The sequence below is a fragment of the Pseudarthrobacter sp. HLT1-3 genome (genome assembly GCF_059383535.1).
In genome coordinates this window covers 1-25,301 of record NZ_JBWZCJ010000017.1, presented here as the reverse complement: position 1 = coordinate 25,301, position 25,301 = coordinate 1, and the positions used below count along the sequence as shown (strand labels likewise).

Here is a 25,301-nt window from a genome sequence, read left to right as displayed (position 1 = left end):
CGCCGGTCCGGCTCCCTGGCCCGGCTGACCGGCCCGGCATGGTAGCCGGGCCCGTTAGGACTTCACGTCAACTCTAACCGTGTGGAACCCGGTGGCCCCGCTGGGCGCCGCCGGCGCGCGGTCCTCCACCTGCGCGACGCCGTTGAGGTCCGTGGCGCGGACCTGGACCTCATAGCTGCCGGGGGTCAGCGGCAGTTCCAGTTTCCACTGGTACCAGGTGTCCTTCGAGATCCCGGCGGCCAGTTCGGCCTGCTGCCACGCCCCGCGGTTGACCCTGAGTTCCACCCGCCCGATCCCGGTGTGCTGGGCCCAGGCGACGCCGCCGAAGGCTACCGTCCCGGCCTCCACGGAGCGGCCGTCCCGGGGCACATCGATGCGGGAGGAGGTCTTGATCGGTCCCCGCTCGCTCCAGCCGCGGGGCGTCCAGTATCCGACGTCGTCCGCGAAGCGCGTCACCTTGAGCCCGGTGACCCACTTGGTCGCCGAAACGTAGCCGTAGAGTCCGGGGACGACCAGCCGCACCGGGAAGCCGTGCTCCAGCGGCAACGGTTCACCGTTCATCCCGACGGCCAGCAGCGCGTCCCGGCTGTCGGTCAGCACCTCCATCGGGGTGCCCGCGGTCCAGCCGTCGGTGCTGCGGGACAGGACCATGTCCGCCCCGTCCTTCGGGCCGGCCAGGGCCAGCAGGTCCCGGACCGGCCAGCCGAGCCAGCGTGCGTTGCCGATCAGGTCCCCGCCCACGTCGTTGGAGACGCAGGCGATCGTGATGTGCCGTTCGATCAGGGGTTTGGCGAGCAACGCGGCGAAGTCCAGGGAGATCTCGCGCTCCACCAGGCCGGTGACCTTCAGGGTCCATTGCTCCGGGTCCACGACCGGGACGCGCAGCGCGGTGTCGATCCGGTAGAAGTCCTTGTTGGGTGTCACCAGCGGGCCCACGCCGTCCAGCCGGACCTCGGCTCCGGCCGGGATCGGCGGAGCCGGTGACTCCGGCGCCGGGAGCGCCAGCCTGCTGCGCAGCTCACTCACGACGGCGGCGGCGCCGCGGATCGTCGCGGCGAGGACGCCGGCCACCACGGCGGCGGCGGCTGTTCCGCCCAGCGCCTGGACGAAGCCGCGCCGGGATGGGGGCTGCTGCGGGGCGGCACTTTCCGGAGCCCCGGCATCCCGGCCGGAAGCTGCGCGTGGCGCTCCGGCGCCGGTCTGCCACTCCTGGAGCCGTCGGATCAGCCAGCGCAGCAGGATCATGCCGACCACGGCGGCAAGGAGCGGAGCCGGTACCGCGTTCGCGGTCAGTTCGGTCCGGCCCAGCACGGCCACCAGCCCCACCACGCCGAAGACGGCAATGATGGCGGCTCCGGCAAAGCTGCGCCGCAGCTCCACGATTCCGGACAGGGCCGCCAGAGCGGCGATCAGGAGCCCCATGCCACCCAGCAGGGCAATCTTGTCCGCCGTGCCGAAAAGCGCGACCGCCCAGTCCTTGACTCCCGGCGGGACCACATCGATCACGGCGCCCCCGACTGCGCTCACCGGGGAAAGCGAGGGACTCACGATGCCCGCCGCGAGCTCCCCCAGGGCAAGCCCTGTTCCGACGGCCACTACCCCGGCCACAGCCGCCCAGCCGGTGGCCTGCCGCTCCGGACCCCGCGGACTGGTGGCCCGCGGGCTGGTGCTCCGTGGGCTGGTGCTCCGTGGGCCGGGGTTGGGCAGCGTGCCCGGCTGCCTGTTCGGCTGCCTGTTTGGCTGCCCCTGCGGGGAGGTGTTCACTCCTCCAGCATAGGTTTGCGCCCGCCCCGGCGGCATATCCAAGCGGGCCTGGTCCCCGATGTGCTTCCGGCATCGTAAATCCGGGCCTGGACGGCTGTGATCCCGGGGCTGGGGTGGCGTAGCCTGACGGTATGAGTGTTCAGCTTGGTATGCCCCAGCCCCGCGCGGAGGACGGCCCCGGCGCGGGCATTTCCGGCGCGCAGCTGCCCGGACGCCCGGCCGGAATGCCCGCCGGGCTGATCGACCGCTACGGCCGCCGCGCCACGGACATGCGGCTCTCGCTGACGGACAAATGCAATCTGCGCTGTACCTACTGCATGCCGGCCGAGGGCCTGGAATGGCTGTCCAAACAGGCCGTGATGTCCGCGGAGGAAATTATCCGGATCGTGCGGATCGGCGTCGACATGCTGGGCGTGCGCGAACTGCGGCTCACCGGCGGCGAACCGCTGGTCCGGGCCGACCTGCTGGACATCATTGCCGCACTCCGCCACGCCCACCCCGACCTGCCGATCTCCATGACCACCAACGCCGTCGGACTGGACAAGAAAGCCGCGGGACTCAAGGCCGCCGGGCTGTCCCGGATCAACGTCTCACTGGACTCGCTCCACGAGGAAACGTTCACCCAACTGACCCGCCGCCCCTTCCTGAACAAGGTGCTGGCCGGTGTGGACGCCGCCTGGGCCGCCGGGCTGGGCCCGGTAAAGCTCAACGCCGTGCTGATGCGCGGCATCAACGACGTCGAGTCCCCCGCGCTGCTGGCCTGGGCGCTGGACCGCGGCTACGAACTGCGCTTCATCGAGCAGATGCCGCTCGACGCCGACCACGGCTGGACCCGCCGGAACATGATTACCGCCGCGGAAATCCGTGAGCTGCTCTCCGTCGACTACGTGCTCAGCGCTGATCCGCGGGACCGCGACGGCGCCCCGGCGGAACGCTTTGAGGTCCGGGCCCGGGTGCCCGGCACCGGCGAGGCCACCGGAGACGTGCTGGGAACCGTGGGCATCATCGCCTCGGTCACCGAGCCGTTCTGCTCGGACTGCCGCCGAACCCGGATCACGGCCGAGGGCAAGATCATGAGCTGCCTGTTCTCCCGGGAGGAAGTCGACCTGCTCGGGCTGCTCCGTGAGGGCGCCAGCGACGAACAACTCGCCGAGCGCTGGCAGGACGCCATGTGGATCAAGCCCAAGGCCCACGGTATGGACCACGTCGGACTTGATGCCCCGGACTTCGTCCAGCCGGACCGCAGCATGAGCGCCATCGGAGGCTGAACACCCTGTGAACGTACGTTATTTCGCTGCCGCGCGCGCTGCCGCCGGCGTCGACGAGGAACGCTATGACCTCCCCGCGGACGCCACCGTCGCCTCGCTGCTGGCGGCGATCCTCGCCGTCGAACGCCCGGAGCCACCGGCCGGAACGCCGCCGCTGGCGCGCCTGCTGTCGCGGAGCAGCTTCCTGCTCAACGAGGTGGCGGTACGGAACCGGGCCGCCGCGCTGAAGCCGGACGACGTCGTGGACGTGCTGCCGCCGTTTGCCGGCGGCTAGACAACGTTTGGACTAGACAAAACGGTTTCCGGGCACCTCCGGGCCGGTCCGACGCCGGGCCGATCCCTGGCCGGCCCCAGCCGTACCCGTCGCGGTGCCAAGCGCCAACCCCAGCAGAGCACTCCGGCTTCGGACACCGCAGGCAGCGAAGACAGCCTTGAACTGGTCCTGCACCGTGTAGGGGCTGATCCGCAGCGCCGCGGCCAGCTCCGCCGTGTTGAGTCCGCCGGCGGTGAGTCCCAGCAGCCGGTGCTGCTGCGGGGTCAGGGCGAAACAGCGGGCGAAGACCTCAAGCCGGTCCACCGCCGGACATTCCTGGATGGTCACGGCGAGCGGCGGCGTTGCCCCCGCCCGAGCAGCGTCCATCCGGGCGGAGCGCAGGAGCGCCCAGGCGCCGAGGCCGACCGGAACGCGGGATATGGCCGGGTGCGGGTCCACGCCGGCTTCGCGGGCCAGCAGCTGGGCGGCGACATTCAGGACCTCCGCCGGGATCCCCTCATACGGCCGGGGCCCGCGCTGCAGCAGCCCCAGCCAGTCACCGGCCGACGCCGTCTGTCCCACCACGGCGAGCCGCTCATCCAGGGTCAGCACCGCCTGCGGCGGCAGCGGTTTCCGGACGGACGGCCACGCGGCGCCGATTCCTTCCGCGTCCCGCCGGCACTGGGACGCCCGGCTGCGCCGCAGGCCGGCCGCCACCAGCGGCGCGGCTGTGGCGAGGTAGTCGGTCTCCGGCTCGGAGAACGTGCCTTCATCCCCGGCACGCCACAGGTCCAGCCAGCCCCAGCAGCCATGTTTGTCGGCAAAAACGGTCGACAGCACATCTGTCACCCGATAGCGGACCAGCAGCCCGTTCCACAGCTGACTGCGCGCAGGACGTCCGCCGGTCTCGATCAGCAGGGTCGTCGCCGGCCGGCGCAAGCCGATGAGGGCGGTCCAGCGGCAGTCGGGCGTCAGGTATTTGAGCCGGATCAGCTCCGGCAGTTCATCCGGGCAGGGGATCCTGGCCATCGGCGCGATGCCGGTCGCGGATTCAGGATCCGAGAGCGGCCAGGCAAACGCACTGAACGGCACCATCCGGCCCAGCTCAGCAAGCACTCCCCGGCGCAGCTCCTTGTCGTCAAGCACGGCCCGGCAGAGTTCCCCGATGCGTTCCAGGCTCCGGCTCAGCGCCCAGCTGGTGGTCATGAATCCAGTATGCCCCCGAGTCCGCACCGGCTGAATCCACCCGTGGAACACGCTGCTGCAGCCGACCGTAAGCCGCGTGCGGAGCAGGCGGCTGAGCCGGCCGCGTTGTCCCGCTGCGCCGGCTGCCGCCACCAGATTTCTGGGATACCGCACGCCGGCCGGCCGCGCCTAGCGTGGAACTTCCCCCACAGCATGGGGAACAGATCAGGAAGGAATGAGTGCAATGTATACGCTGCAGATCGAGCACGGGATCAAGGATTTTAGCCTGTGGAAGGCCGCGTTCGACCGTGATCCGGTCAACCGCGCGGCGTCGGGGGTGACCGCGCACCGGATCAGCCGGCCGGTGGAGGATCCGCACTGTGTGGTGGTCGAACTCGACTTCGAGCAGCGCGCCCAGGCCGAGGCGCTGCTGGCGAAGCTCCAGGCCGACGTCTGGACTTCCCCGGCCGCGGCTCCCGCGCTCCAGGGCGCCCCGAAAACCAGGATCCTGGAGTCCGCCGCGTGACCCTAGGCGACCGCCAGCGCCTCCCGTACGGTGTCCGCGACGGCGGCGGCCCCCGCCCCGCCCATGACGATCGTGTAGTGGTTGACGTCCGGGATCTCGCGCACGGTCAGGGCGGGCAGCTTCTCCGCCCAGGTATCGAGATAGCCGGGAGCGTAAAGGCCGCCGGGTTCGTTGAACAGCCCGCGCGGCGCCCGCAGCACCGGCGTCTGCACGGCGAGTTCGTCCAGGGCTTTCAGCAGGGAGGCGCCGCGGTGCAGCTCGGCGGTGTCGTCCGCCATCGCCTGGTATCGGGTCGCCGGCCGGAGCACCGGCTCGTCGCCGGTGAGGTCGTAATCCACGTACTCCTCCACGAGCGGACTCCAGTCCGCACTGAAGGCCGGATGCTGCTTCCAGAAGCTGCGGTACGCCTCCCGGCTGGCGAAAGTGGCGTTCAGCCGCTCGGCCGCGGGGCCGAGCACGGCGGCGACGACCTGCTCGTCGCTGAGCCCCGCCGGCACCTGCAGCGGCAGTCCGCCGTCGACCAGCACGAGGGACCGCACCCGCTCCGGAAACAGGTTGGCGAGTACCACCGCGGCGAAGGCGCCCATGGAATGGCCGACGACGACAACGGGGCCAGTGCTGAGCGCGGCCAGGACCGCCGCGAGGTCCTCAGCGTGGGAGGGCATGCCGTACGGCGCCGGGAGCGCGTTGCTGCGCCCCCGGCCGCGCAGGTCCGGAGCGATGACCCTGACCTCCGGCAGGGCCTCCGCCAGGGCCGGCCAGGCCTTGTGGGACGCGGTGACGCCGTGCACCGCGAGGATGGTCGGGGCGGCCGGGTCCTCGGGCCCCCAGAGCGCGGTGTACAGGGTGCCGCCGCGGACCTCGACCTCGGTGGTCCGGTAACGGGGGTTGCTGGCTGCCTGGGTCATGGGGCTGTCCCTTCCTGGGTCGGAATAGATTGGGCGGCGGGGCCGGGGGCGGGGGCAGCGGCCGGGCCGGGTGCGAGCGCCCTCTCGATGAACTGCATCATTTCCTCGAAGACCTCCTCCGGGACATCGGGGCGGGCGCCCTGGGCGGGTTCGGCGCCTTCCTCGTCCCACAGCACCCAGCGCATGCCGATCAGCTCGCCGATGCCCATCAGCGCCCAGGCCGCCACGGTGGGGTCCATCGCCCGGACTTCGCCGGTAAGCTGAGCGGCTTTGAGCCCTTCGATGTAGCCATTGACGATCCGGGTGTAGTGCAGCCGCAGCGCCCCGGGTGAGACGAACTCGGCCTGCCGGATGATCCGGTACAGCGCGGGGTGTTCGGCCGTGAACTGGAAGAAGGCCCGGAACCCGGCGCGTTCGGCCGCGAGCCGGGTGCCGGCGGAACGGGCGGCATCGGTCATGGCATGCCGGACCCGCCGGTTCAGGTCTTCGACGACCTCGTCGAAAATGGCCTGTTTGCCCTCGAAGTACAGGTAGAAGGTGCCGAGGCCGACGCCGGCCTCCTCCGTGATCTTCACGATCGAGGCCTCGTGGTAACCGACCGAGGCGAACACCGTCTCGGCGGCCTGAAGCAGCTTCGCCCGGGTGCGGGTGCCCCGGGCGGTACGCGGCGCGGCGCTCACCGCCGGCTCCCGCGTGCAGCCAGGTTGGCGGGGGCCAGGTCGGCTGCAGGCATCACGGCTACGGGCAGGTCGGGTGGGCGCAGGTCGTCTGCAGCGCCTGCGTGCCGTCCGTCCGGTTGCCGACCTTCCAGCTGCTGCCGGAGCCGGGCGCGGAGCACCTTGTTAAGCGCCGTGCGGGGCAGCGCACCGACGGTCTCAATCCGGGCGGGAACCTTGAAATGCGCGAGCTGGGCGGCGCAGTGCTCAAGAAGCTCCTGCTCATCGGTGGCCATGCCGGGCCGGATCACAACGAAGCCGACGCCGGTTTCGCCCCAGCGTTCGTCTTCCACCCCGACGACGGCGGCCTGCGCCACCGCCGGATGGGCCAGCAGCGCCGCCTCGACCTCCGCGGGGGCCACATTTTCGCCGCCGGAAATGTAGATGTCCTTGAGCCGGTCCACCACTTTGATGTAGCCCTCGGCGTCGCGCTCCACCAGGTCTCCGGTCCGCAGCCAGCCCCCGACGAGGACGGCGGCAGTGGCCGCGGGGTCGCGGAAGTAACCGGCGAAGACCCCCGGCCCACCCACCAGCAGTTCTCCGGTGGCGGCTCCGTCCAGGATGTCCCCGGTCACCGGATCGGCCACCGCGACGGCGACGTGGGGGTACGGTTTGCCCGAGTAGCCCACCATCCGGGCGGCGTCCTCGTTGGCCAGGCAAAGTACGTTCGGTGACGCCTCGGTCAGTCCGTAGCCCTGGCTCAGCGCCACTCCCCTGCGGTGCCAGATCCGCAGCAGCGGCGCCGGCATCGGCGCGCCGCCCACCACAGCGTGCCGGAGGCTGCCGAGCTGTGCGGCGGCGAAGTCGGGGTGTTCGGCGAGCATCAGGTACTGGGTGGGGACGCCCATCAGCATGGTCACACCCCGCTCCGCGATCAGTTGCAGGACCCGGCCGGGTTCGAAGCCTCGTTCCAGCACCACGGTGGCGCCCGTCCACCAGGCCAGCAAAGGCTGGATGTTCCAGCCGCCGACGTGGAACTGCGGCAGCACCGCCAGCACGACGTCGGTGCTGCCCAGATCCAGCGTCCGGGACAGCGAAAGGTTGGTCCAGAAGCAGTTGGCATGGGTCAGCACCGCGGCTTTGCTGGCCCCCTCGGTGCCGGAGGTGAAGACCATCAGGAGCGGGTCGTCGTCGCGCACCTCCCTGCCTGACGCAGGCACGGTGTCCGGCATGCGCCGCGATGGCGGGGGGACGGACTTTTCAATGCCGCCGGGGCCCAGCGCGGACGTCCGGGGCCGGTGCGCGAGCAGCGTGCACGCCCCCGCGGCGAGGGAATCCAGTTCGTCCTCGACCAGGAGCAGTTGCGGGTCGGCGAGCTCGAGCTGCGCGGCGAGTTCGCGGGGCGAGAGCCGCCAGGACAGCGGGACCAGGACCAGCCCGGCCTTGGCGCAGGCAAAGAACAGCACCACGTGGTCTGAACTGTTGCCGGTCAGCGTCGCGATCCGGTCCCCGGTGGCGTAGCCGGCGGCCCTGAGGCCGGCGGCGAGGCCCGCTGCCCGGCGTTCCAGCTCGCCGTAGCTCAGGGTGCAGCCGCGGTCGTCGATGGCGATCCGCTGCGGCGTGGCGAGGCTGCGGTCGGTGGTCCAGCGGCCCAGGGTGTGCAGCCCGTCCGTCCGGCCGGTTCCTGTGACGCTGCTCATGCCGATTCCTCAAGGATCTCGCGGGACGTTTGGGTGCGTTGGCCGCTGGCAGTACCGCCGCCGCCGGCCTGCCCGCCGCGCCTGGCGCGGCGCTGGGTCAGCCGCTGGGCGGTGCCGGTAATGCCGCCGGGCAGGAAGAGCACGACGAGGATGAACAGCGTGCCCAGGATGAACAGGGGTTCGGACAGCGGCACCCGCAGGATGTCCGGCAGCGCGTCGATCGCGTCGGAGTTCGCCAGCGTGGTGAGGCGCTGGTCCAGGATGGTGTAAAAAACGCCGCCGATCACTGCGCCCCAGCGCGAGCCGACGCCGCCCAGGACCACCATCACGAGCAGGGTGATGGTCAGGTCCGCGGACATGGCGCGCGGGACGGCACCGCTCTGCAGCAGCAGGAACACCATGCCGATGATGCTGACGAGGACGGCGGATACCACGAAGATCAGCAGCTTCACAAGGTACGGCTGCAGGCCCAGGACCCGGACGCGGAGCTCGTTTTCGCGGACCGCCGCGGCGACGTGGCCGGCGCGGGAGGACTGCACCCAGGTCACAACGATGAACACGGCCACGAGCACCGCGAGGGCCAGCCAGTACAGGTTGCGGGTGTTGACAACGCCCACGAGGAAGTCGGGCAGGTTGTCGGTGCGCAGCGTCAGGCCTTCGTCTCCGCCGGTGCTGCCTTCCGGGTTGCGGCCCACAATCACCGAGCCGGCCTGCGCGAACGCGAGCGTGACCATGGCGAAGGGGATGCCGCTGACCCGCAGGCTGATGCTGCCCACGACATGGGCCAGCACGATCACGATCAGCAGGGTCAGTCCCATCGCGGGAAGCAGCGGGATGTCCAGGTTCTGCAGGATGATCGCCAGCCCGTAGACGCCGGCGCCGAAGTACAGCGCATGGCCAAAGGACAGCAGCCCGGCGACGCCGAGCAGCAGGTGGTAGGTCAGCGCCGCGGCGGCCATCAGCATGCACATCGCGAGCAGCTGCAGGGATCCCGGCGTGTACGTCGGGCCGGGCAGCACCCCGGGCAGGGACAGATTAAGCAGCGGCAGCAGGACCAGGAGCACGATGCCGGCGAGCCCGGCGGCGGCGCCGGCAATCGTCCGGCGGGTCAGCCGCGGCCGGGCGGGACCGCCCGGCCGGTCGGCGCCGGCGGTCCGGCGTGTCCCAGCGGGGCCATCCGCCGTGAGGTCCGTTTCCGGGTTGGTGGCGTCGGTATCGGTGGTCATGAGGTTCTCCCGAGCAGGCCGGAGGGACGGAACAGCAGGACAAGCGCCAGGGCCAGCACCACGACGAAGTCGCCGGTGCCGCCGAGATAGAAGTTCGCGAACTGCTGCAGGACGGCGACGGCGACGGCGGCGATGGCCGCGCCGGTCAGCGAGCCCAGTCCGCCGATCACGGTGACGATGAAGGCGAAGATCAGCAGCGAACCGCCCAGCATCGGCGAGACGTAGCCGAAGTAGTGCGAGGCCAGGACCCCGCCCAGGCCCGCTGCGGCGCCGCCGATCGTAAAGACGAGGGTGAAGGCCTTCCGGACGTCGATGCCCAGGGCCGTCACCATGGAGCGGTTTTCGACGCCGGCCCGGATGATCATGCCGTAGCGGGTGTTTTTCAGGAAGAACACCAGGGCCAGCAGGACCAGGACGGCGGCGATGATGCAGACAAACCGGTCGTTGGGGACGCGGGCGCCCAGGATTTCGGTGGTCTCCTTGAACCAGGCCGGCCCCTGGATGAACACCGGGTCGGTGCCCCAGATGCCGTCGAAGAGGGCAACCGCGGCGAGCGAGAGGCCCACCGTGATGAGGACCTGCTCGATGTGGCGCTGGTACAGGCGGCGGATCAGCACGAACTCGGTGAAGGCGGCAAAGAGCGCTCCGGCGGCGGCTCCGACCAGCAGAGAGAGCAGGAATGTGCCCCAGTTGTCCGAGCCGGTCCGTCTGGCGATTTCCCAGCCGGTGAAGGCGCCGAGGGTGAGGAAGGCACCGTGCGCGAAGTTGAGCACGCCCATCAGCCCGTAGATCAGGGACAGGCCGGCGGCAACGAGGAAATACAGGGCGCCCAGGCCGAGGCCGGTGAAGAGGAGGAGGACGACGGTGCTCACTGGGCGGCGCCTTTCCCGGCCGGGTTCCCTGTTGGTGCCCCGGCGGGTGTCCCGGCTGTTGTCCCGGTGTGTGTCTCGGCGGAGACGCCCAGGAGGCGCTGGGTCAGCTCGGCGTCGTCGAGGAATTCCAGGGCGCTGCCGGTGTGGACCACCCGGCCCCCGGAGAGGACGACGGCTCCCCCGGCGAGCTGGCGCACCACGTGCAGGTTCTGCTCGACCAGCAGGATGGGGACGGTCCTGGCTGCTTCGGCGAGGGTCTCGGCGACTTCGGCAACGATTTTCGGGGCCAGTCCCTTGGTCGGTTCATCGACGAGCAGGATCTTGTTGGTGTTCAGCAGCGCGCGGGCCAGCGAGACCATCTGCTGCTGGCCGCCGGACAGGGTCCCGGCCATCTGGGCGGACCGGGCCAGCAGGTCCGGGAAGAGCTCCTCGACGAGCTGGCGCCGCGGCGCGGCGTCGCGTTCGGCGAGCCGGAGGTTTTCGGCGACGGTGAGCTTGGAGAAGACCTCGCGGTCCTCGGGCACGTAGCCCACCCCGCTGCGGATGATCTTGAACGTCGGCTCCTTCTCGATCCGCACGCCGTCGAGCTCCACGGCTCCGGTGCGGTCGATCAGGCCGATGATGGCCTTGATGGTGCTGGTCTTGCCGACGCCGTTGCGGCCCAGCAGCGCGGTGATGCCGGTGGCCGGGACGGTGAAGGAGACGTCCTCCACGACCTGCTGTCCGGCAATGTGCGCGTTGAGACCCCGGACGGTGAGGATGGGTCGGGCTTCCGCTGCGGCGGTCATACGGGTTCTCCCAGGTAGGCACTCTGTACGGTCGGGTCCGACATCACGGCCTCCGGGCTGTCGAGGGCGAGCAGGCGGCCGTGGTGCATCACGGCGACCCGGTCCACGAGGCCCAGGACCACGTCCATGTGGTGCTCCACCATCATCACGGTGCAGCCGCGGTCCCGGTGCAGGCCACGGATGATCGCGCTGAGGGACGGGACGTCCCCCGACGCCACGCCGGCCATCGGCTCGTCCAGGAGCACGACGGCGGGATCGGTCGCCAGCAGCACGGCGATTTCCACCTTGCGTTTCTCGCCGTGCGAGAGGTCCCCCGCCGCCGTCGAGAGCTGGCCGGAGAGGCCGACTTCGGCGATGGTGCCGCGGGCGATCCGGGTGGCTTCGTCGGAGGCGGAGGGAAAGCGCAGGATGCTGAAGCTGCCGCCGAGTTTCGCCTGGGCGGCGAGCCGGACGTTTTCCAGCACGCTGAGCCGGGGAAACAGGTTGGAGGTCTGGAAGGTCCGGCCCAGCCCTGCCCTGGCCCTGCGGTGGACCGGCGCGGACGTGATCTCCCTGCCGTTCAGCGTGACGCTGCCGGTCGTCGGCCGCATCACGCCGGAAATCAGGTTGAACAAGGTGGTCTTGCCGGCACCGTTGGGGCCGATGACGCCGACCATTTCGCCGGTGCCGACGGCGAAGCTCACATCCTGGAGGATGCGGGCACCGCCGATCTGCAGGCCGAGGCCGTCGACCGCAAGGGCGGGCAGGGCTGGGGATTTCATTCGGATCCTTCGTGGCTCGCTGGAGTCGTGGCTGTCCCGCCGGCGCGCGGCGCTGTGCACTTTGGCACAGCGCCGCGCCGGCCTACTTCTTTTCCGGCGGGGCGACGGTGTCGGCCGGAACCACCTTGATGAGCTCGGGAGCCCAGGCGCTGCCGGTCTGGACGAGCTTGACCTGGTACATGTCCTGGACCAGGGCGTGGTCCGAGGCGCGGACGGTTTCCTTGCCCTTGGGGCCGTCGAAGCTGTAGCCCTCGAGTGCCTTGACCATGGCGTCGGCGTCGGAGCCGCCTTCCTTGATGGCCTGGACAATCATCTGGCCGGCGACGAAGCCGTCGGGAGTAAAGAGATCGGCCTTTTTGCCGGCCTTCTCGACCGCGGCGATCATCTTCTTTTCCACGTCGGTGCCCGAGGCGCCCGGGAAGTAGTGGTTCAGGAAGCTGATCTTGGAGGTGGCCTCGCCGTAGGCGCCGAAGGTGGCGGCGTCGCCGAGACCGGTGACGACCGGTGCGGCGTCGAAGGCGCCCTGCTGGCTCAGGGTCTGCCACATGGTGCCGGACGTTGCCCCGGCCCAGGCCACGAAGACCATGTCCGGCTTCGCGTCGATGAGCTGGCGGGCGAACGGCGTGAGCTCCTGGCCGTCCGGAACGAGGACTGCCTCCACGGTGGCGCCCTTGGCTCCCAGGACGGCCTTGACGGCGGCGACGTTGCCCTGGCCGAAGGCGTTGTCCTGGGCGAAGACGACGACCTTCTTGCCGTTGGTGTCGATGAACGAGCCGGCGGTGGCGACGTCCTGCAGGCTCTGGCGGCCCGAACGGAAGGTGTACTTGTTGATGCCCTGGATCGCGTCGGTCGCGGCGGGACCGGAGATGTAGAGGACCTTGTTCTGGGCGGCCTGTTCGGCCAGCTTGAGGGCGATGCCGGAGACGACCGTGCCGCCGATGATCTTGTAGCCCTTGCCGATCAGGTCCTTTGCGGCCGTCACGGCCTTGTCCGGGTCGCCGCCGTCGTCGGCGTAGGTGATGTTGATCTTGGCGCCGTTGACTTCGCCGGTCCCGCCGGTGGCGTGCTCGATGCCCGCCTGCAGGCCCTCGTAGTAGGTGGCGCCGTAGGCTGCGAGCGGGCCGGTTTTGGAGTAGATGATGCCGACGTCGACCGGCTCGGCTGCCTTGGTGCTGCCCGACGCGGCCGGCGCTGTGCTGCCGGCAGTGGGCGCACAGGCGCTGAGGGCGAGCCCGGTGGCCATAACGGCGGCCATCAGGAACTTCTTTGTATCCTTCACGGGATGCCTTTCGTTGAGAATCCGCGGAATCTGGCTGGAAATGACTGGATTATGCGCTGAACCTGAAAGGTGATTCAGATTACGGCAAATCTAAGATGCAGCTCAGAGCGTGTCAACGGATTTCAAGGGCGGCTTTGCAACGTTACGGCAACGGTTTGGGGAGTCCTGCGTCGGGCCTGGCCCGACGGCGGTGCGGCGGCCGGGCCCGGATGACCTGGGAACGGAGACATCCGTCGCGGGGATGCCGTGGCGGCGGGCTGCAATTGTCCCGGGTGGCGGCGCTGCGGCTACGCCGGATGCGTCAGGCGGTGGGGGCGGTAGCCTCAGCCACGCGCCGGCAGACGGAGGTCATGAAGGGCGTGAATTCGCTCGCGGCGCCGAGCCGGAGCCCGGCACTGTGCGTCAGCACGCCGTCGTCCACCCGGAAGGTATGCCTGGACGTGCCGCGTTCGCTGCGCCGTTCCATCGTGAGGACCCCGTCCTGCCAGCTGGCGCGGGCCGGTGCTTCCGGCGGAAGGCCCATGCTGTTGACGTGGTACCAGAGGGTGTCCGGACGGTCCGGGTCCATGGTGAAGACACCGTGGCCCTCGGAGCGGCTGCCGTCGGCTTCTGTGTGCCGGTAGCTGTGGGTGACGGCCCGGCCGGCGGCTGCAAGGGCGAACGTCAGTTCGATGGCGGCGGAACGCGCCGGGCCCCAGGGCGTGGCCTCCCACCGCGTGGTGCCGGTCCAATGCCCCAGGAACATCCCAAGCGCCGCGTGTGCACTGCCTGGCAGCGGCCGGTCCATGGTTCCTCCCAAGTGGAGATCCTCCCTCGTGAGCCCGTCCCCATCATCACGCGGCGCCGCCCGCCCTGTCTAGGTAACCTCAGAGGCCGAAGGTCTCGGTTTCCTCGAAGGGGCCGACCACGGTCACGGTCCGCGGGGCGGCTGCGAGTTCGCGGGCCAGTCCCTGGACTTCGGCGGCGGTGACGGCCTTGATCTGGCGCAGGGTCTCGTCAATGTCCTGGTACTCGCCGGAGACCAGCTCCGCGCGGCCCAGCCGGGACATCCGGGAGCCGGTGTCCTCCAGTGCCAGCACGATCCCGCCGCACAGCTGCCCGACCGCCTTGCGGAGTTCCTCCTCGGAGATTCCGCCCCCGGCCAGTTTGTCGAGTTCGGCGCCGAGCAGGTCAACAACCTGCCGGACCTTCGACGGGGTGCACCCGGCGTACATGCCGAAGTAGCCGGCGTCGGCGTAGGAGGAGGCGAAGGAGTAGGTGGAGTACACCAGCCCGCGCTTCTCGCGGACTTCCTGGAACAGCCGGGAGGACATGCCTCCGCCCAGCACCGCGTTCAGGACGCTCATCACAAACCGGCGCTCGTCGGTGGCCACGATGGTGGGGCAGCCCATGATGATGTTGGCCTGCTCCACGGGGCGCTTGATCACGTGCAGTCCGGCCGTGCCGGTAATGGCCGCGCGGTCGGTGGAGCGGCGCTGCACCGGCGCGGCGTCGGGCTCAAGGCTCCAGCCGGCGGAGTGCAGGGCGTCCACCACCAGTCCGCAGACGACGTCGTGGTCCAGTCCCCCGGCGGCCGTGATGACGAGCTCGTCCGGGCGGTAGTACCGGCGGTAGTGGTCCCAGACCGAGTCGCGGGCGACGGCGCGGATGGCGTCCGGGGTGCCGCCGATCGGGCGGCCCAGCGGGTGCGTGCCCAGCACCGCGGCGACGAAGTGCTCGTGGGCGACGTCGGTGGGGTCGTCGCTGTCCATCGCGATTTCCTCGAGGATGACGTCGCGTTCCTGCTCCATCTCCTGCGGGTCCAGCACGGCGCCGGTGATCATGTCCGCGATGACGTCGATCGCCATCGGCAGGTCGGTGTCCAGCACGCGGGCGAAGTAGCAGGTGCTCTCCTTTGCCGTCGCCGCGTTGGATTCCCCGCCCACCTCGTCGAAGGCCGAGGCGATCTCCAGGGCGGTGCGCCGCTTGGTGCCCTTGAACAGCAGGTGCTCCAGGAAGTGGGTGGAGCCGTGCTGGCCCGGTGCTTCATCGCGGGAGCCGACGCCGACCCAGAAACCGATGGTGGCCGAGCGCTGGCCCGGCATCGCCTCGGTCAGCACCCGGACGCCGCCGGGCAGGACCGAACGGCGCACCTCGGAACCGCCGTCGGCGCCGTGGATCAGGGTGTCAGCGTGCTGGTTCTGCTCAAGCGGCAGGGGGACGACAGTCATCAAGGCCTTTCAGTAAACACGTGCCAAATCTGCCTGCCATCGTACCAGCGGCACACCGCCCCGGCAGTCCGGTCGCGGCGCCGGCAACGGCGGCACCATCCGACGCCCGCCTTAACGGCGGCGGGGCCGGTGGATGATCCACCGGCCCCGCCACTTGGTTCAGGAAAGACTACTCTGCGGTCTCCAGGGAAACCTCAGCATCGTCAGCGTTCTCTGAGCCCGCCTCGTCAGCCACAACGGGCGACAGGGAAAGCTTGCCGCGGTCATCGATCTTGGTGATTTCCACCTGGATCTTCTGGCCGACGGAGACGACGTCATCGACGTTGTCCACGCGCTTGCCGCCGGCGATCTTGCGCAGCTCGGAGATGTGCAGCAGACCGTCCTTGCCCGGGGTCAGGGAAACGAACGCGCCGAAGGTCGTGGTCTTGACGACCGTGCCCAGGTAGCGCTCGCCGATTTCCGGAATCTGCGGGTTGGCGATGGCGTTGATCGCGGACCGTGCTGCGTCGGCAGACGGGCCGTTCGTGGCGCCAATGTAGACAGTTCCGTCGTCCTCGATCGAGATGTCGGCTCCGGTGTCTTCCTGGATCTGGTTGATCATCTTGCCCTTCGGGCCGATGACCTCGCCGATCTTGTCTACCGGGATCTTGACCGCGATGACGCGCGGCGCGAACTCGGAGAGCTCGTCCGGGGTGTCGATCGCGGAGTTCAGGACGTCCAGGATGTGCAGGCGGGCTTCGCGGGCCTGCTTCAGGGCGGCTGCCAGGACGGAGGCCGGGATACCGTCGAGCTTCGTGTCCAGCTGGATGGCCGTCACGAACTCGGCGGTGCCGGCGACCTTGAAGTCCATGTCACCGAAGGCATCTTCGGCGCCGAGGATATCGGTCAGGGCGGCGTAGCGGGTCTGGCCGTCAACCTGGTCGGAGACCAGGCCCATGGCGATACCGGCAACAGCGGCCTTCAGCGGCACACCTGCATTGAGCAGGGACAGCGTGGAGGCGCAGACGGAACCCATCGACGTCGAACCGTTGGAGCTGAGAGCCTCAGACACCTGGCGGATGGCGTAGGGGAATTCCTCGCGGGACGGCAGCACCGGCATGATGGCGCGCTCTGCGAGAGCACCGTGACCGATTTCGCGGCGCTTCGGGGAACCGACGCGGCCGGTCTCGCCGGTGGAGTACGGCGGGAAGTTGTAGTTGTGCATGTAGCGCTTGCGCGTCACCGGAGACAGCGAGTCGATCTGCTGTTCCATCTTGAGCATGTTCAGCGTGGTGACACCCATGATCTGGGTCTCGCCGCGTTCGAAGATGGCCGAGCCGTGAACGCGGGGCAGGACCTCAACCTCGGCGGTGAGCTGGCGGATGTCCGTCAGGCCGCGGCCGTCGATTCGGATCTGGTCCTTGAGGATGCGCTGGCGCACAACCTGCTTGGTGACGGAGCGGAAGGCTGCGGACAGCTCCTTCTCGCGGCCTTCGAACTGGCCGGCCAGGGAAGAGGTGACCTCGTCCTTGAGCTCGTCGGAGGCGGTGTCGCGCTCCTGCTTGTCGGCGATCTGGAAGACAGCGGCCAGCTTCTCAGCGGCAGCGGACTCAACGGCGGAGTAGACGTCGTCCTGGTAGTCGAGGAAGACCGGGAACTCGACGGTCGGCTTGGCGGCGCGTGCTGCCAGGTCGGACTGGGCGTCGCAGAGGGCCTTGATGAACGGCTTGGCGGCCTCGAGGCCCTCGGAGACAACCTCTTCGGTCGGGGCGGTGGCGCCCTGTTCCTTGATGAGGTTCCAGGAGTTGTCGGTGGCTTCGGCTTCAACCATCATGATGGCGACGTCGTCGTTCTTGACGCGGCCGGCAACGACCATGTTGAAGACGGCGTTCTCGAGCTGTGAGTGCTTCGGGAACGCGACCCACTGCGAGCCGTGCTCGTCGGCGATCAGGGCAACGCGGACGCCGCCGATCGGGCCGGAGAACGGCAGGCCCGAGAGCTGGGTGGACATCGAGGATGCGTTGATCGCGACCACGTCGTAGAGCTCGTCCGGGTTGATGGACAGCACGGTGACGACGATCTGGACCTCGTTGCGCAGGCCCTTGACGAAGGCGGGGCGCAGCGGGCGGTCCATCAGGCGGCAGGCCAGGATGGCTTCCGTGGACGGGCGGCCTTCGCGGCGGAAGAACGAACCCGGGATGCGGCCGGCGGCGTACATACGCTCTTCGACGTCGACGGTCAGCGGGAAGAAGTCAAAACCTTCACGCGGGTGCTTGCCGGCGGTGGTGGCGGACAGCAGCGCGGTCTCGTCGTCGAGGTAGACCATCGCTGCGCCGGCGGCCTGCTTGGCAAGGCGGCCGGTTTCGAAGCGGATTGCACGCTTGCCGAAGCGGCCATTATCAATGATTGCTTCTGAGAACTGGATTTCGGGACCCTCCATAGAGAGTCACCTCCGTTTCATGGTTGACGGAGTCCAGCCGCATCAACCCAGTCCAGCTTCTGTCTGCTGGCCTGCACTGCACCCGGTCGTCGATCGAGACCCACGGGCTAAGGCTTCACTCCTTGAAGCCGTTCCCGGAAGTCACTACCGAAGACCGCGAATGCGTGATGCGGTTGATCCTCCTGTTGAGTTTTAGTTTGAAGAAGGCGGCCCTTTCCGGTCCGGAAGGGGCCGCCCCTTAAAGCTGACTAGCGGCGCAGGCCGAGACGCTCGATGAGCTTACGGTAGCGGGTGATGTCAGTGTTCTTGAGGTAGGTCAGCATGCGCTTGCGACGACCAACCATGGCCAGCAGACCGCGCTGGGTGTGGTAGTCGTGCTTGTGCACCTTCATGTGCTCAGTGAGATCCTTGATCCGCTGAGTCAGGACTGCAACCTGGACCTCCGGCGAACCGGTGTCGCCTTCGGACGTTGCGAAATCCTGGATGAGGGACGTCTTTACAGCGGCTTCAAGTGCCACAATAACTCCTAGAGATGTGCCGTGAGGCCCGAATCAGTAACTCACTGCCGGGGGTGCTGCGCCGGCTTTTTCCTCCGAAGAGGGAGTTTCCCGTACACAGCAAGAGCCAGCCGCCACGGACTGCAGCCGGATCCAACGTTTAGTTTACCGGCACGCCGCTGATCTTGTCGAAACGGTCCTGCTACTGCCCCGAAGGACCCGCCGCGAGCCGGTCGCGGATGGCGGCCATCCCCCGGTACAGCTCGGTGAAGGACGTGCTCAGCGGTGACAGCCCGATCCGGAGGCCCTGCGGCGCGCGAAAATCGGGGATGACATCCTGTTCCCAGAGCGCCGCCGTCATTTCCCGGAACGCCGGGTGGTCCACGGTGATGTGGCCGCCGCGCTGCTCCGGGTCCCGCGGCGTCGAGAGTTCAACGCCCGCCGGGGCGAGCCAGGCGTCGTGAAGTTCGACGGCGAACGCGGTCAGCCGGCAGGACTTCTCCCGGACCGCGGCGATGCCCGCTTCCTCGATAAGGTCCAGGGTGCCGCGCATCGCGAGCATCCCGAAGACAGCCGGGGTGCCGCTGAGGAACCCGCGGATTCCGGCGGCCGGCTCATAGCCCGGGCCCATCTCGAAGGCGTCCTTGCGGCCCATCCAGCCCCAGATCGGCTGCTGGAGACCGGCCAGGTGCCGGGCGTTGACATAGGCGAACGCGGGCGAGCCCGGTCCCCCGTTGAGGTATTTGTACGTGCAGCCGGCGGCGAAGTCGACGCCGGCGGCGTCCAGTGGGATGTCCACCGACCCGGCGGAATGGCACAGGTCCCACACGACCAGCGCGCCGGCGTCGTGCACGGCGGTGGTGATCCCCGGCAGGTCCGCGAGGTACCCGGACCGGTAGGCGATTTGGCTCAGGAGGACGACGGCGGTGGCCGGGCCGGTGGCGGCCCGCACCTGCTCGACGGTAACGCCGGAGGCGGGGTCGGCGTCGATCCAGCGCAGTGTGAGTCCCTCTTCGCGGGCGATGCCCTCGACGAGGTAGCGGTCGGTGGGGAAGTTCTCCGTGTCCAGCACGATTTCGGTGCGGGCGGGGTCCGTGACGGCGGCCAGCGCGGCCCGGATCAGCTTGTACAGCACCACCGTGGTGGAGTCGGCGATGATGGTCTGCCCGGGAGCGGCGCCGAGGACGGCGCGGCCGAGCTGGTCGCCGATGGCCTGCGGGAGCTGCAGCCATTCCTCGTCCCAGCCGCGGATCAGCCGGCCTCCCCAGCTGTCCTGGATGAAACCGCTGATGTCCGTGACCGTGCGCTTGAGCGGGCGGCCCAGGGAGTTGCCGTCGAGGTAGGACAGGTCGGTGTCCGCGCCGATGAAGTGGTTCCGGTACTCGGCCAGCGGATCGGCGGCGTCAAGTTCCCGGGCGCGCTCCAGCAGGTCATCGGTGCTCTCTGCCGGGGTTCCGGCCTGGGGCCGTGCCGCGGGCTCCGCGCCGGGCCCCGCCGTTTCCGGGTGAACAGCGCTCACCGGCCGATCTCCGTCCGGACGGCGAAAAGCTCCGGGAAGAAGGTCAGTTCCAGCGCCTTCTGCAGGAAGGCAGCGCCGCTGGAGCCGCCGGTGCCGGACTTCATGCCGATGGTCCGCTGTACCGTGCGCAGATGCCGGAAACGCCAGAGCTGGAAATTGTCCTCCAGGTCCACCAGTTCCTCACAGGCCTCGTAGGCGCCCCAGTTGTCCGCGGCATTCTCGTAAATGTGCTTGAACACCGGAACGAGCTCGGGGCAGAATTCATGCGCCTTGGTGACGTCCCGTTCCAGCAGCGAGGAAGGAACGTCGAAGCCCTGCCGCTTCAGGTAGGCGAGGAAGTCGTCGTAGATGCTCGGGGATTCGAGGAGTTCCAGCAGCATGGCGTGGGCCTCGGGATCGGATTCGAACACCGGCAGCATCTTGCGGTTCTTGTTGCCCAGCAGGAATTCGACCGCGCGGTACTGGCTGGACTGGAAGCCGGAGGAATTGCCCAGGAAGCCCCGGAACTGGGAGTACTCCGTGGGGGTGAGGGTGGCCAGGACAGACCACTGCTCGGTGAGGGTCTTCTGGATGTGTTTGACCCTGGCAATCGCTTTCAAGGCCGAGCCCAGATCGTCGGAGCGGAGCCTGGCGGCGGCGCTCCGGAGCTCATGCAGGACCAGCTTGAGCCACAGTTCCGTGGTCTGGTGCTGGATGATGAACAGCATCTCGTCGTGGTGCTCCGGCGTGCTGACCGGCTGCTGGGCGCTCAGCAGCGTCGGGAGCTGCAGGTAGGACGCGTAGCTCATCCGGGAACTGAAGTCGCGGACAATGTCCTTGTCCAGTTCCCTGGTGTTTTTCTCAAGGGTCACGTTTCTTGCCTTCCTTGCCCCCGGCGGTTCAGCGTCCGAACAGGATGTTGTGGGCCTGGACCACGTCCAGGCGCATCTGGTCCACCAACGCCTCAGGGCCACGGTACGCCACCATTCCGCGCAGCCGGGCGACGAATTCCACTACTACTGTCTGGCCGTACAGATTGAAGTCCTCGACAGCCTCGTCCGGCCGGTCGATCACGTGCGCCTCCACCTGCCGGCTGACGCCGTCGAAAGTGGGGTTGGAGCCGACGGAGATGGCTGCTGGCCAGCGCGTTCCGGCCTGGTCCACCAGCCAGCCGGCGTAGATGCCGTCCGCCGGGATGTAGCCGCTGGCGTCGGAGGCGAGGTTGGCAGTCGGGAAGCCCAGGTCGCGGCCGCGCGCTGCGCCGTGCACCACTTCGCCGCGCATCCGGTGTGACCGTCCCAGGACGGCGGCCGCGGTGGCGACGTCGCCCTCCCGCAGTGCCTCCCGCACCCAGGTGGAGGAACAGCGGCGGTCCTTGCCGCCGTCGTCGTGCGTTGCACCGTGTCCCTCGTCGTACACGTCGCCGTGCACCGGAAAGCCTTCGTAGCCGAACTCGCTGATAACCAGTACCTCGAAGCCGAGCTTGCGGCCCAGTTCCTGCATGGTCTTCAGGTCCCCGGAGTTTCCCCGGCCGAACCGGGCATCATGGCCGATCACCACGTGGCTGGCCTTGAGGCTGCCGACCAGGATGTTCGCGACAAATTCTTCCGGGGTGAGGCTGGCCAGCTCGAGGGAGTACTTCATCACCAGCACGGCGTCGAGGCCCACCTCGCCGAGTGCCACCAGCTTGTCTTCCAGGCCCATAATCAGCTCAGGGGCGGATTCCGGGCGGTGGACCTGCGCCGGATGCGGGTCGAAGGTGATGGCGACGGCGCGGGCGTGGTTCAGGCGGGCGACGCGGATGAGTTGCGACAGCACCTGCTGGTGGCCCCGGTGAACGCCGTCGAAGTTGCCGAAGGTAACGACGGAAGGACCAAAGTCCGCCGGGACTTCGGACGGATCGTTCCAGATGTGGACCATCAACCTCGCCTTTTGCTTCCTGCCATGTGCTCCTCCGGAGAGCCTGCCGGCTCCGGAACTCTCCTAGATTACCTGCAATCGCCGCGCGCACCCGACGGCAGTCCGCGCCCGGGCAGCGACCTATCGCGTCGACGGAGCCCGGACTACGATGCAAGGGCAACAGTCCGACGGCGCCTGCGCGGGTGCCGCTCCCAGCGAGGCCCGCAGTGACATGCGGCTGAAGGAGTACACCATGGCAGAGCTCCACGACATCCTGAGGCAGATCCCGGTAGACCAGATTGCCGGCCTTCTCGGCACCGACCAGCAGACCGCGCAGGCAGCGGTGGAGGCCGCAGTGCCCACGCTGCTGGCGGGCATGCAGAACAACGCGCAGGCCTCCGGCGGCGCCGCCTCGCTGGAATCGGCGCTCAGCCAGCACCAGGACGGGCTGCTGGAGGGCGGGGTCGATGTTTCGCAGGTGGATACCGCGGACGGTGAAAAGATCGTGAGCCATGTCTTTGGCGGACAACAGGACCAGGTCGCCAGCCAGCTGGCCGGGACCTCCCAGCTTGGCGGCGTCGGTGGTGACCTGATCAAGAAGCTGCTGCCGATCCTGGCCCCGATCGTGATGTCCTATCTGGCGAACAAGGTCCTCGGCGGTCGCGGACAGTCCGGGGCAGACGCGTCCGGCGGGGCAGGCGGGTCCGGCCAGGCCGGCGGCATTGACCTCGGCGGAATTCTCGGCGGTATCCTTGGCGGCGCCGGTGGCGCTGCAGCCGGCGGCGCTGGCGGGATGGGCGGGCTTGGCGATCTGCTGGGCGGGCTGTTGGGAGGGGGCCAGCAGTCGTCGCCGGCGGCCGTTCCGGACGCCCGGCAGGACTCCTCGCTCGAGCCGCAGGCTCACCCGCAGGGCAAACACACGGGCGGGGCCCCGCGCCCCGGTGAGGTGATCGACGTCGACCTCCCGGAGAGCCAGCCGGAAGAGCAGAAAAAGGACGACGGCGGCCTGGGCGGGATCCTGGGCGGACTGTTCGGCAAGAAGTAGGCTCGGCGAGAAGTAGGCGGCGCGCCTGCCCGGGTCCTCCGGGCAGGGCTCGGTTGGCAGGCTCGATTCCCCCGCACTGTTTATCGCTTTCATCGTCGGCGGGTCGCGGCATCGTCGGCGGGTCGCGGCGGCCGGCTGGTCCACCGGCCTTGAACCGGCGCTGGCAGGGTCATCCCAGCTGCTCCGGAGACCGCCGGATGGGCACAATTTTGGGGGACATCATCATGAACTTCGTTGCCACGGCGCCGCTTGCCTCTGTTTGTCTGATCGTCGCTGCGGGAGTGTCGCTAAGCGCCTGCGGCGGCGCGGCGGAAGCTGCGGGGAGTGCCGGTACACCGGCGGCGTCCACAGCGGCGGGTGCCGCGGCGCCGTCGGGACCGGCGGTCGGCGGGTATGAGGGCTGGTGGAACGCCACACCGGCCAACGGCAGCGCGGCCGGGCTCCCCCAGGAAACGGTTGCCATCAACACCAGGACGAACACCGTGGTCGATGCCTTCAGCCGGAAGATCAACGACGCCGGCCGGCCCGGGCTGTGCCGGGCACCTTCACGGGACTGAATCTCACGGTGTCGCCGTTGGCGCCGCGGAAGTTCCGCCAGTGCAGCAGCACGGCGGCCAGAATCAGGGGAATGTGGATGCCCGGGAGGTTCCTGGCGAACCAGTGCGGCAGATAGATGTCGGTGACAGAACCCGTCTGGTCGCCCAGGTCCCTGGCCACAGCGCTGAGCGGGCAGTGAAAGCCGTTGGCGGCGAAGACCAGCGTCTCGGCGGTCACGACGCCGGCGGCCACGCCCACCCTCCGGTCGGTACGGCCACGGAGACCGGCATACAGGACATAGACCATGCAGGCCTCGATTGTGAACCAGGCAAAGGTGTGGAATGCCTTGACGGCCCTCAGCAGGGAAACACGTTCAGCGTTGCGGATCTCCTGCAGGGCACTAAATCCAGCCATTCCCCCAGCGTAGCCGTGAGTCGCCGTCCGTTCAGAGGCTTTCGGCCCGCCCGGATGGGACGGGCAGCTGCGCGAGCCAGGCTTCGAGTGACCTTCGGATACTCACGGATTCGATCATGTCCCGTCCCCCGGGGGTTTTGGCGCCGAGGGCTTATCCCTTGTCGCGCATCGGAATACGCTAGCATCCGGCGGGGCGGCGCGACATGCCTGTGACACAGTGCCAGGGCCGGAATCCACGGGCATCCCCGATCCGGTTCTCCGTAGACCCGATGTCCCTCTGCGGATAGGTTCTGAATATGCCAAAACTAGTGCAAGCGGCGCTCGCGGGGTTCTTGGCGTGCGGCTTGGCGAGTGGCTGCTCGTTGCTGCCCACCGGCGGGTCGCAAATCTGCGTCGACTGGGTCCATTTCGAGACGCCCCAGGCCCAGTACGACCACGCTGCACTCGTCGTCATCGGCAAGCCGATAGGCGTTGACGGGCAGACCCTGATCTACGGCTATAAGGCAACCGTCCACCTGGTGGAAATCGAGGCTGTCCTTAAGGGTGACCCCGGTCCAGCGCCACTCCGGATCGCCTCGACGCCGCCGACCTGTTCAGCCGGAGTCACCTACCCAGACGGTGATCCGCTCGAGCGGAGCCAGCGGATGATCATTTACGCAAACAATCAGGAAGATATTTGGTCCACTCAGACTCCCGCGCAGGGCGCTGAACCGTTCGAAGTCGGCAAGCCACTACCCTTCAGTACCGTTAGTCCGATTCAGAACCGTTGATCCGGGGGCTTAGAACCGTTGATTGAGAGTCTGATTGAGACCCGAACAACCTCTCATGGGGTGGCGGCCTGGGGTTCATTCGAGCTGGAAGTAGCGGTTTCGGCGTGGCACCTGGTGTGGGTCCAGGTGCGGCGGGGGGATGAACCAGGGGATGCCGGCGCGGACCTGGATGGTCCATTGTTCCTTGTGGATCACGTGGTGGTGGTGTGAACAAAGTANCGCGCGGTGAGGGCCTTGCGGATGTGCGGCGGGAAGACCCGTGAGGCCCGGCCGATGTCCAGGACCCGGCCGTTGCCGCCGAGCACGAGCGGAATGATGTCCGCGTCGCAGGCGATTTTGCGTACGGTCGAGGCCGTGACCGGGCCGGTGAACATCAGGGTCCCCGTAGTCGATCCCGGTCCGCGTGTCTGCGGGCCGGGGCCGCCGAGCTGATCGAGGAGGTCACGGTAGTCGATGGTGACCATCACCTGCGGGCGCAGGCCTCCGGCAGCGGGCAGATCTCCGGCCGCCAGGGCCACCTTGCACGCACCGACCAGACCATCGAGCAGCCGCTGCGGCCGGGTGCGCTGATCCAGCCGCCCGGCGGCCGCCTCCGCCGCAGCCGCAGCGTCCACAACACCCCCGGCGTCTGCGGCGGCACTGGCTGCGGTGGCGTTGGCGTTGGCGTGGGCGCCAGGATCAGCTTCGCTCGTGGCGTTAGGACCGGCGTTTTCGGCCGTGCCGGCGTCGGGGTCGGCGGCAGCGCCGGTGCGCGGGTTGGTGGCGGTGTTCATGACCGTGAGCAGGTGTTCGAACTGGTCGGCCGTGGCGAAGATTTCCAGATGCT

At 68.7% G+C, this 25,301-nt stretch carries 25 protein-coding genes; 5 read left to right on the top strand and 20 right to left on the bottom strand.

Annotated features, from left to right (window positions below; genetic code table 11):
• Positions 1-54 precede the first annotated feature (54 nt).
• Positions 55-1,596 carry a molybdopterin-dependent oxidoreductase gene (locus tag AC50X9_RS14700; RefSeq protein WP_494894491.1) on the bottom strand — a complete coding sequence of 514 codons (1,542 nt, stop codon included), beginning with the start codon at positions 1,594-1,596 and terminating at the stop codon, positions 55-57.
• Between the two features lie 299 nt (positions 1,597-1,895).
• On the opposite strand from AC50X9_RS14700, the gene moaA reads away from it, so the two are divergent.
• Complete coding sequence (gene moaA / locus AC50X9_RS14695) at positions 1,896-3,032, top strand: GTP 3',8-cyclase MoaA (protein WP_494894490.1); 1,137 nt, start codon at positions 1,896-1,898, stop codon at positions 3,030-3,032.
• A gap of 7 nt (positions 3,033-3,039) precedes the next feature.
• A complete protein-coding gene (locus tag AC50X9_RS14690; protein ID WP_494894489.1) occupies positions 3,040-3,306 on the top strand; it encodes a MoaD/ThiS family protein in 267 nt (88 codons plus the stop codon).
• 12 nt (positions 3,307-3,318) lie between these two features.
• On the opposite strand, the gene AC50X9_RS14685 is transcribed toward AC50X9_RS14690, so the two are convergent.
• Positions 3,319-4,491, bottom strand: coding sequence for a helix-turn-helix transcriptional regulator (locus AC50X9_RS14685; RefSeq protein ID WP_494894488.1), 1,173 nt, complete (start codon positions 4,489-4,491; stop codon positions 3,319-3,321).
• Positions 4,492-4,714: 223 nt separating this feature from the next.
• On the opposite strand from AC50X9_RS14685, the gene AC50X9_RS14680 reads away from it, so the two are divergent.
• Positions 4,715-4,996, top strand: coding sequence for a hypothetical protein (locus tag AC50X9_RS14680; protein ID WP_494894487.1), 282 nt, complete (start codon positions 4,715-4,717; stop codon positions 4,994-4,996).
• A gap of 2 nt (positions 4,997-4,998) precedes the next feature.
• Here the strand turns inward: AC50X9_RS14680 and AC50X9_RS14675 are convergent, their stop codons facing one another.
• The 15 genes from AC50X9_RS14675 to AC50X9_RS14605 form a co-directional block, all read right to left on the bottom strand.
• Entirely contained in the window at positions 4,999-5,904 is a 906-nt protein-coding gene (locus AC50X9_RS14675; RefSeq protein ID WP_494894486.1) for an alpha/beta hydrolase, read from the bottom strand.
• Entirely contained in the window at positions 5,901-6,584 is a 684-nt protein-coding gene (locus AC50X9_RS14670) for a TetR/AcrR family transcriptional regulator (protein ID WP_494894485.1), read from the bottom strand. Before AC50X9_RS14670 ends, AC50X9_RS14675 begins: the two co-directional genes overlap by 4 nt.
• A complete protein-coding gene (locus AC50X9_RS14665; RefSeq protein WP_494894484.1) occupies positions 6,581-8,260 on the bottom strand; it encodes a class I adenylate-forming enzyme family protein in 1,680 nt (559 codons plus the stop codon). Before AC50X9_RS14665 ends, AC50X9_RS14670 begins: the two co-directional genes overlap by 4 nt.
• Positions 8,257-9,486: a branched-chain amino acid ABC transporter permease gene (locus tag AC50X9_RS14660; RefSeq protein ID WP_494894483.1), complete on the bottom strand. Its 1,230-nt coding sequence runs from the start codon at positions 9,484-9,486 to the stop codon at positions 8,257-8,259. Before AC50X9_RS14660 ends, AC50X9_RS14665 begins: the two co-directional genes overlap by 4 nt.
• Entirely contained in the window at positions 9,483-10,358 is an 876-nt protein-coding gene (locus AC50X9_RS14655; RefSeq protein ID WP_494894482.1) for a branched-chain amino acid ABC transporter permease, read from the bottom strand. Before AC50X9_RS14655 ends, AC50X9_RS14660 begins: the two co-directional genes overlap by 4 nt.
• Complete coding sequence (locus tag AC50X9_RS14650) at positions 10,355-11,146, bottom strand: ABC transporter ATP-binding protein (protein ID WP_494894481.1); 792 nt, start codon at positions 11,144-11,146, stop codon at positions 10,355-10,357. Before AC50X9_RS14650 ends, AC50X9_RS14655 begins: the two co-directional genes overlap by 4 nt.
• On the bottom strand, positions 11,143-11,907 hold the full coding sequence (locus AC50X9_RS14645; RefSeq protein ID WP_494894480.1) for an ABC transporter ATP-binding protein: 765 nt from the start codon (positions 11,905-11,907) through the stop codon (positions 11,143-11,145). The genes AC50X9_RS14650 and AC50X9_RS14645 overlap by 4 nt, the downstream gene beginning before the upstream one ends.
• Before the next feature lie 82 nt (positions 11,908-11,989).
• Entirely contained in the window at positions 11,990-13,186 is a 1,197-nt protein-coding gene (locus tag AC50X9_RS14640; RefSeq protein ID WP_494894479.1) for a substrate-binding domain-containing protein, read from the bottom strand.
• Between the two features lie 301 nt (positions 13,187-13,487).
• Positions 13,488-13,973 (bottom strand): DUF1579 domain-containing protein, encoded by a 486-nt coding sequence (locus AC50X9_RS14635; RefSeq protein WP_494894478.1) that lies wholly within the window; start codon positions 13,971-13,973, stop codon positions 13,488-13,490.
• A gap of 79 nt (positions 13,974-14,052) precedes the next feature.
• Entirely contained in the window at positions 14,053-15,396 is a 1,344-nt protein-coding gene (locus tag AC50X9_RS14630) for a M16 family metallopeptidase (protein WP_494894477.1), read from the bottom strand.
• 169 nt (positions 15,397-15,565) lie between these two features.
• Positions 15,566-17,815 (bottom strand): polyribonucleotide nucleotidyltransferase, encoded by a 2,250-nt coding sequence (locus AC50X9_RS14625; RefSeq protein ID WP_494894476.1) that lies wholly within the window; start codon positions 17,813-17,815, stop codon positions 15,566-15,568.
• Between the two features lie 248 nt (positions 17,816-18,063).
• Entirely contained in the window at positions 18,064-18,333 is a 270-nt protein-coding gene (rpsO, locus tag AC50X9_RS14620) for a 30S ribosomal protein S15 (RefSeq protein WP_494894475.1), read from the bottom strand.
• 181 nt (positions 18,334-18,514) lie between these two features.
• The gene (locus AC50X9_RS14615) at positions 18,515-19,741 is read right to left on the bottom strand and encodes a kynureninase (protein WP_494894573.1); all 1,227 of its coding nucleotides are present in this window, start codon (positions 19,739-19,741) and stop codon (positions 18,515-18,517) included.
• Between the two features lie 86 nt (positions 19,742-19,827).
• A complete protein-coding gene (gene kynA / locus AC50X9_RS14610; protein ID WP_494894474.1) occupies positions 19,828-20,682 on the bottom strand; it encodes a tryptophan 2,3-dioxygenase in 855 nt (284 codons plus the stop codon).
• A 28-nt stretch (positions 20,683-20,710) separates the two neighbouring features.
• Positions 20,711-21,730 (bottom strand): bifunctional riboflavin kinase/FAD synthetase, encoded by a 1,020-nt coding sequence (locus AC50X9_RS14605; protein WP_494894473.1) that lies wholly within the window; start codon positions 21,728-21,730, stop codon positions 20,711-20,713.
• Between the two features lie 232 nt (positions 21,731-21,962).
• On the opposite strand from AC50X9_RS14605, the gene AC50X9_RS14600 reads away from it, so the two are divergent.
• On the top strand, positions 21,963-22,754 hold the full coding sequence (locus AC50X9_RS14600; protein WP_494894472.1) for a DUF937 domain-containing protein: 792 nt from the start codon (positions 21,963-21,965) through the stop codon (positions 22,752-22,754).
• A gap of 169 nt (positions 22,755-22,923) precedes the next feature.
• Here the strand turns inward: AC50X9_RS14600 and AC50X9_RS14595 are convergent, their stop codons facing one another.
• Together AC50X9_RS14595 and AC50X9_RS14590 are read right to left on the bottom strand one after the other, a co-directional pair.
• A complete protein-coding gene (locus AC50X9_RS14595) occupies positions 22,924-23,217 on the bottom strand; it encodes a hypothetical protein (RefSeq protein ID WP_494894471.1) in 294 nt (97 codons plus the stop codon).
• Positions 23,218-23,261: 44 nt separating this feature from the next.
• A complete protein-coding gene (locus AC50X9_RS14590; protein WP_494894470.1) occupies positions 23,262-23,705 on the bottom strand; it encodes a hypothetical protein in 444 nt (147 codons plus the stop codon).
• Positions 23,706-24,001: 296 nt separating this feature from the next.
• Here AC50X9_RS14590 and AC50X9_RS14585 point away from each other — a divergent pair, with 296 nt between their 5' ends.
• Positions 24,002-24,475 carry a hypothetical protein gene (locus AC50X9_RS14585; protein WP_494894469.1) on the top strand — a complete coding sequence of 158 codons (474 nt, stop codon included), beginning with the start codon at positions 24,002-24,004 and terminating at the stop codon, positions 24,473-24,475.
• A gap of 191 nt (positions 24,476-24,666) precedes the next feature.
• On the opposite strand, the gene AC50X9_RS14580 is transcribed toward AC50X9_RS14585, so the two are convergent.
• Positions 24,667-25,248, bottom strand: a complete 582-nt coding sequence (locus tag AC50X9_RS14580) for a DUF222 domain-containing protein (protein WP_494894571.1) — start codon at positions 25,246-25,248, stop codon at positions 24,667-24,669.
• Positions 25,249-25,301 lie beyond the last annotated feature (53 nt).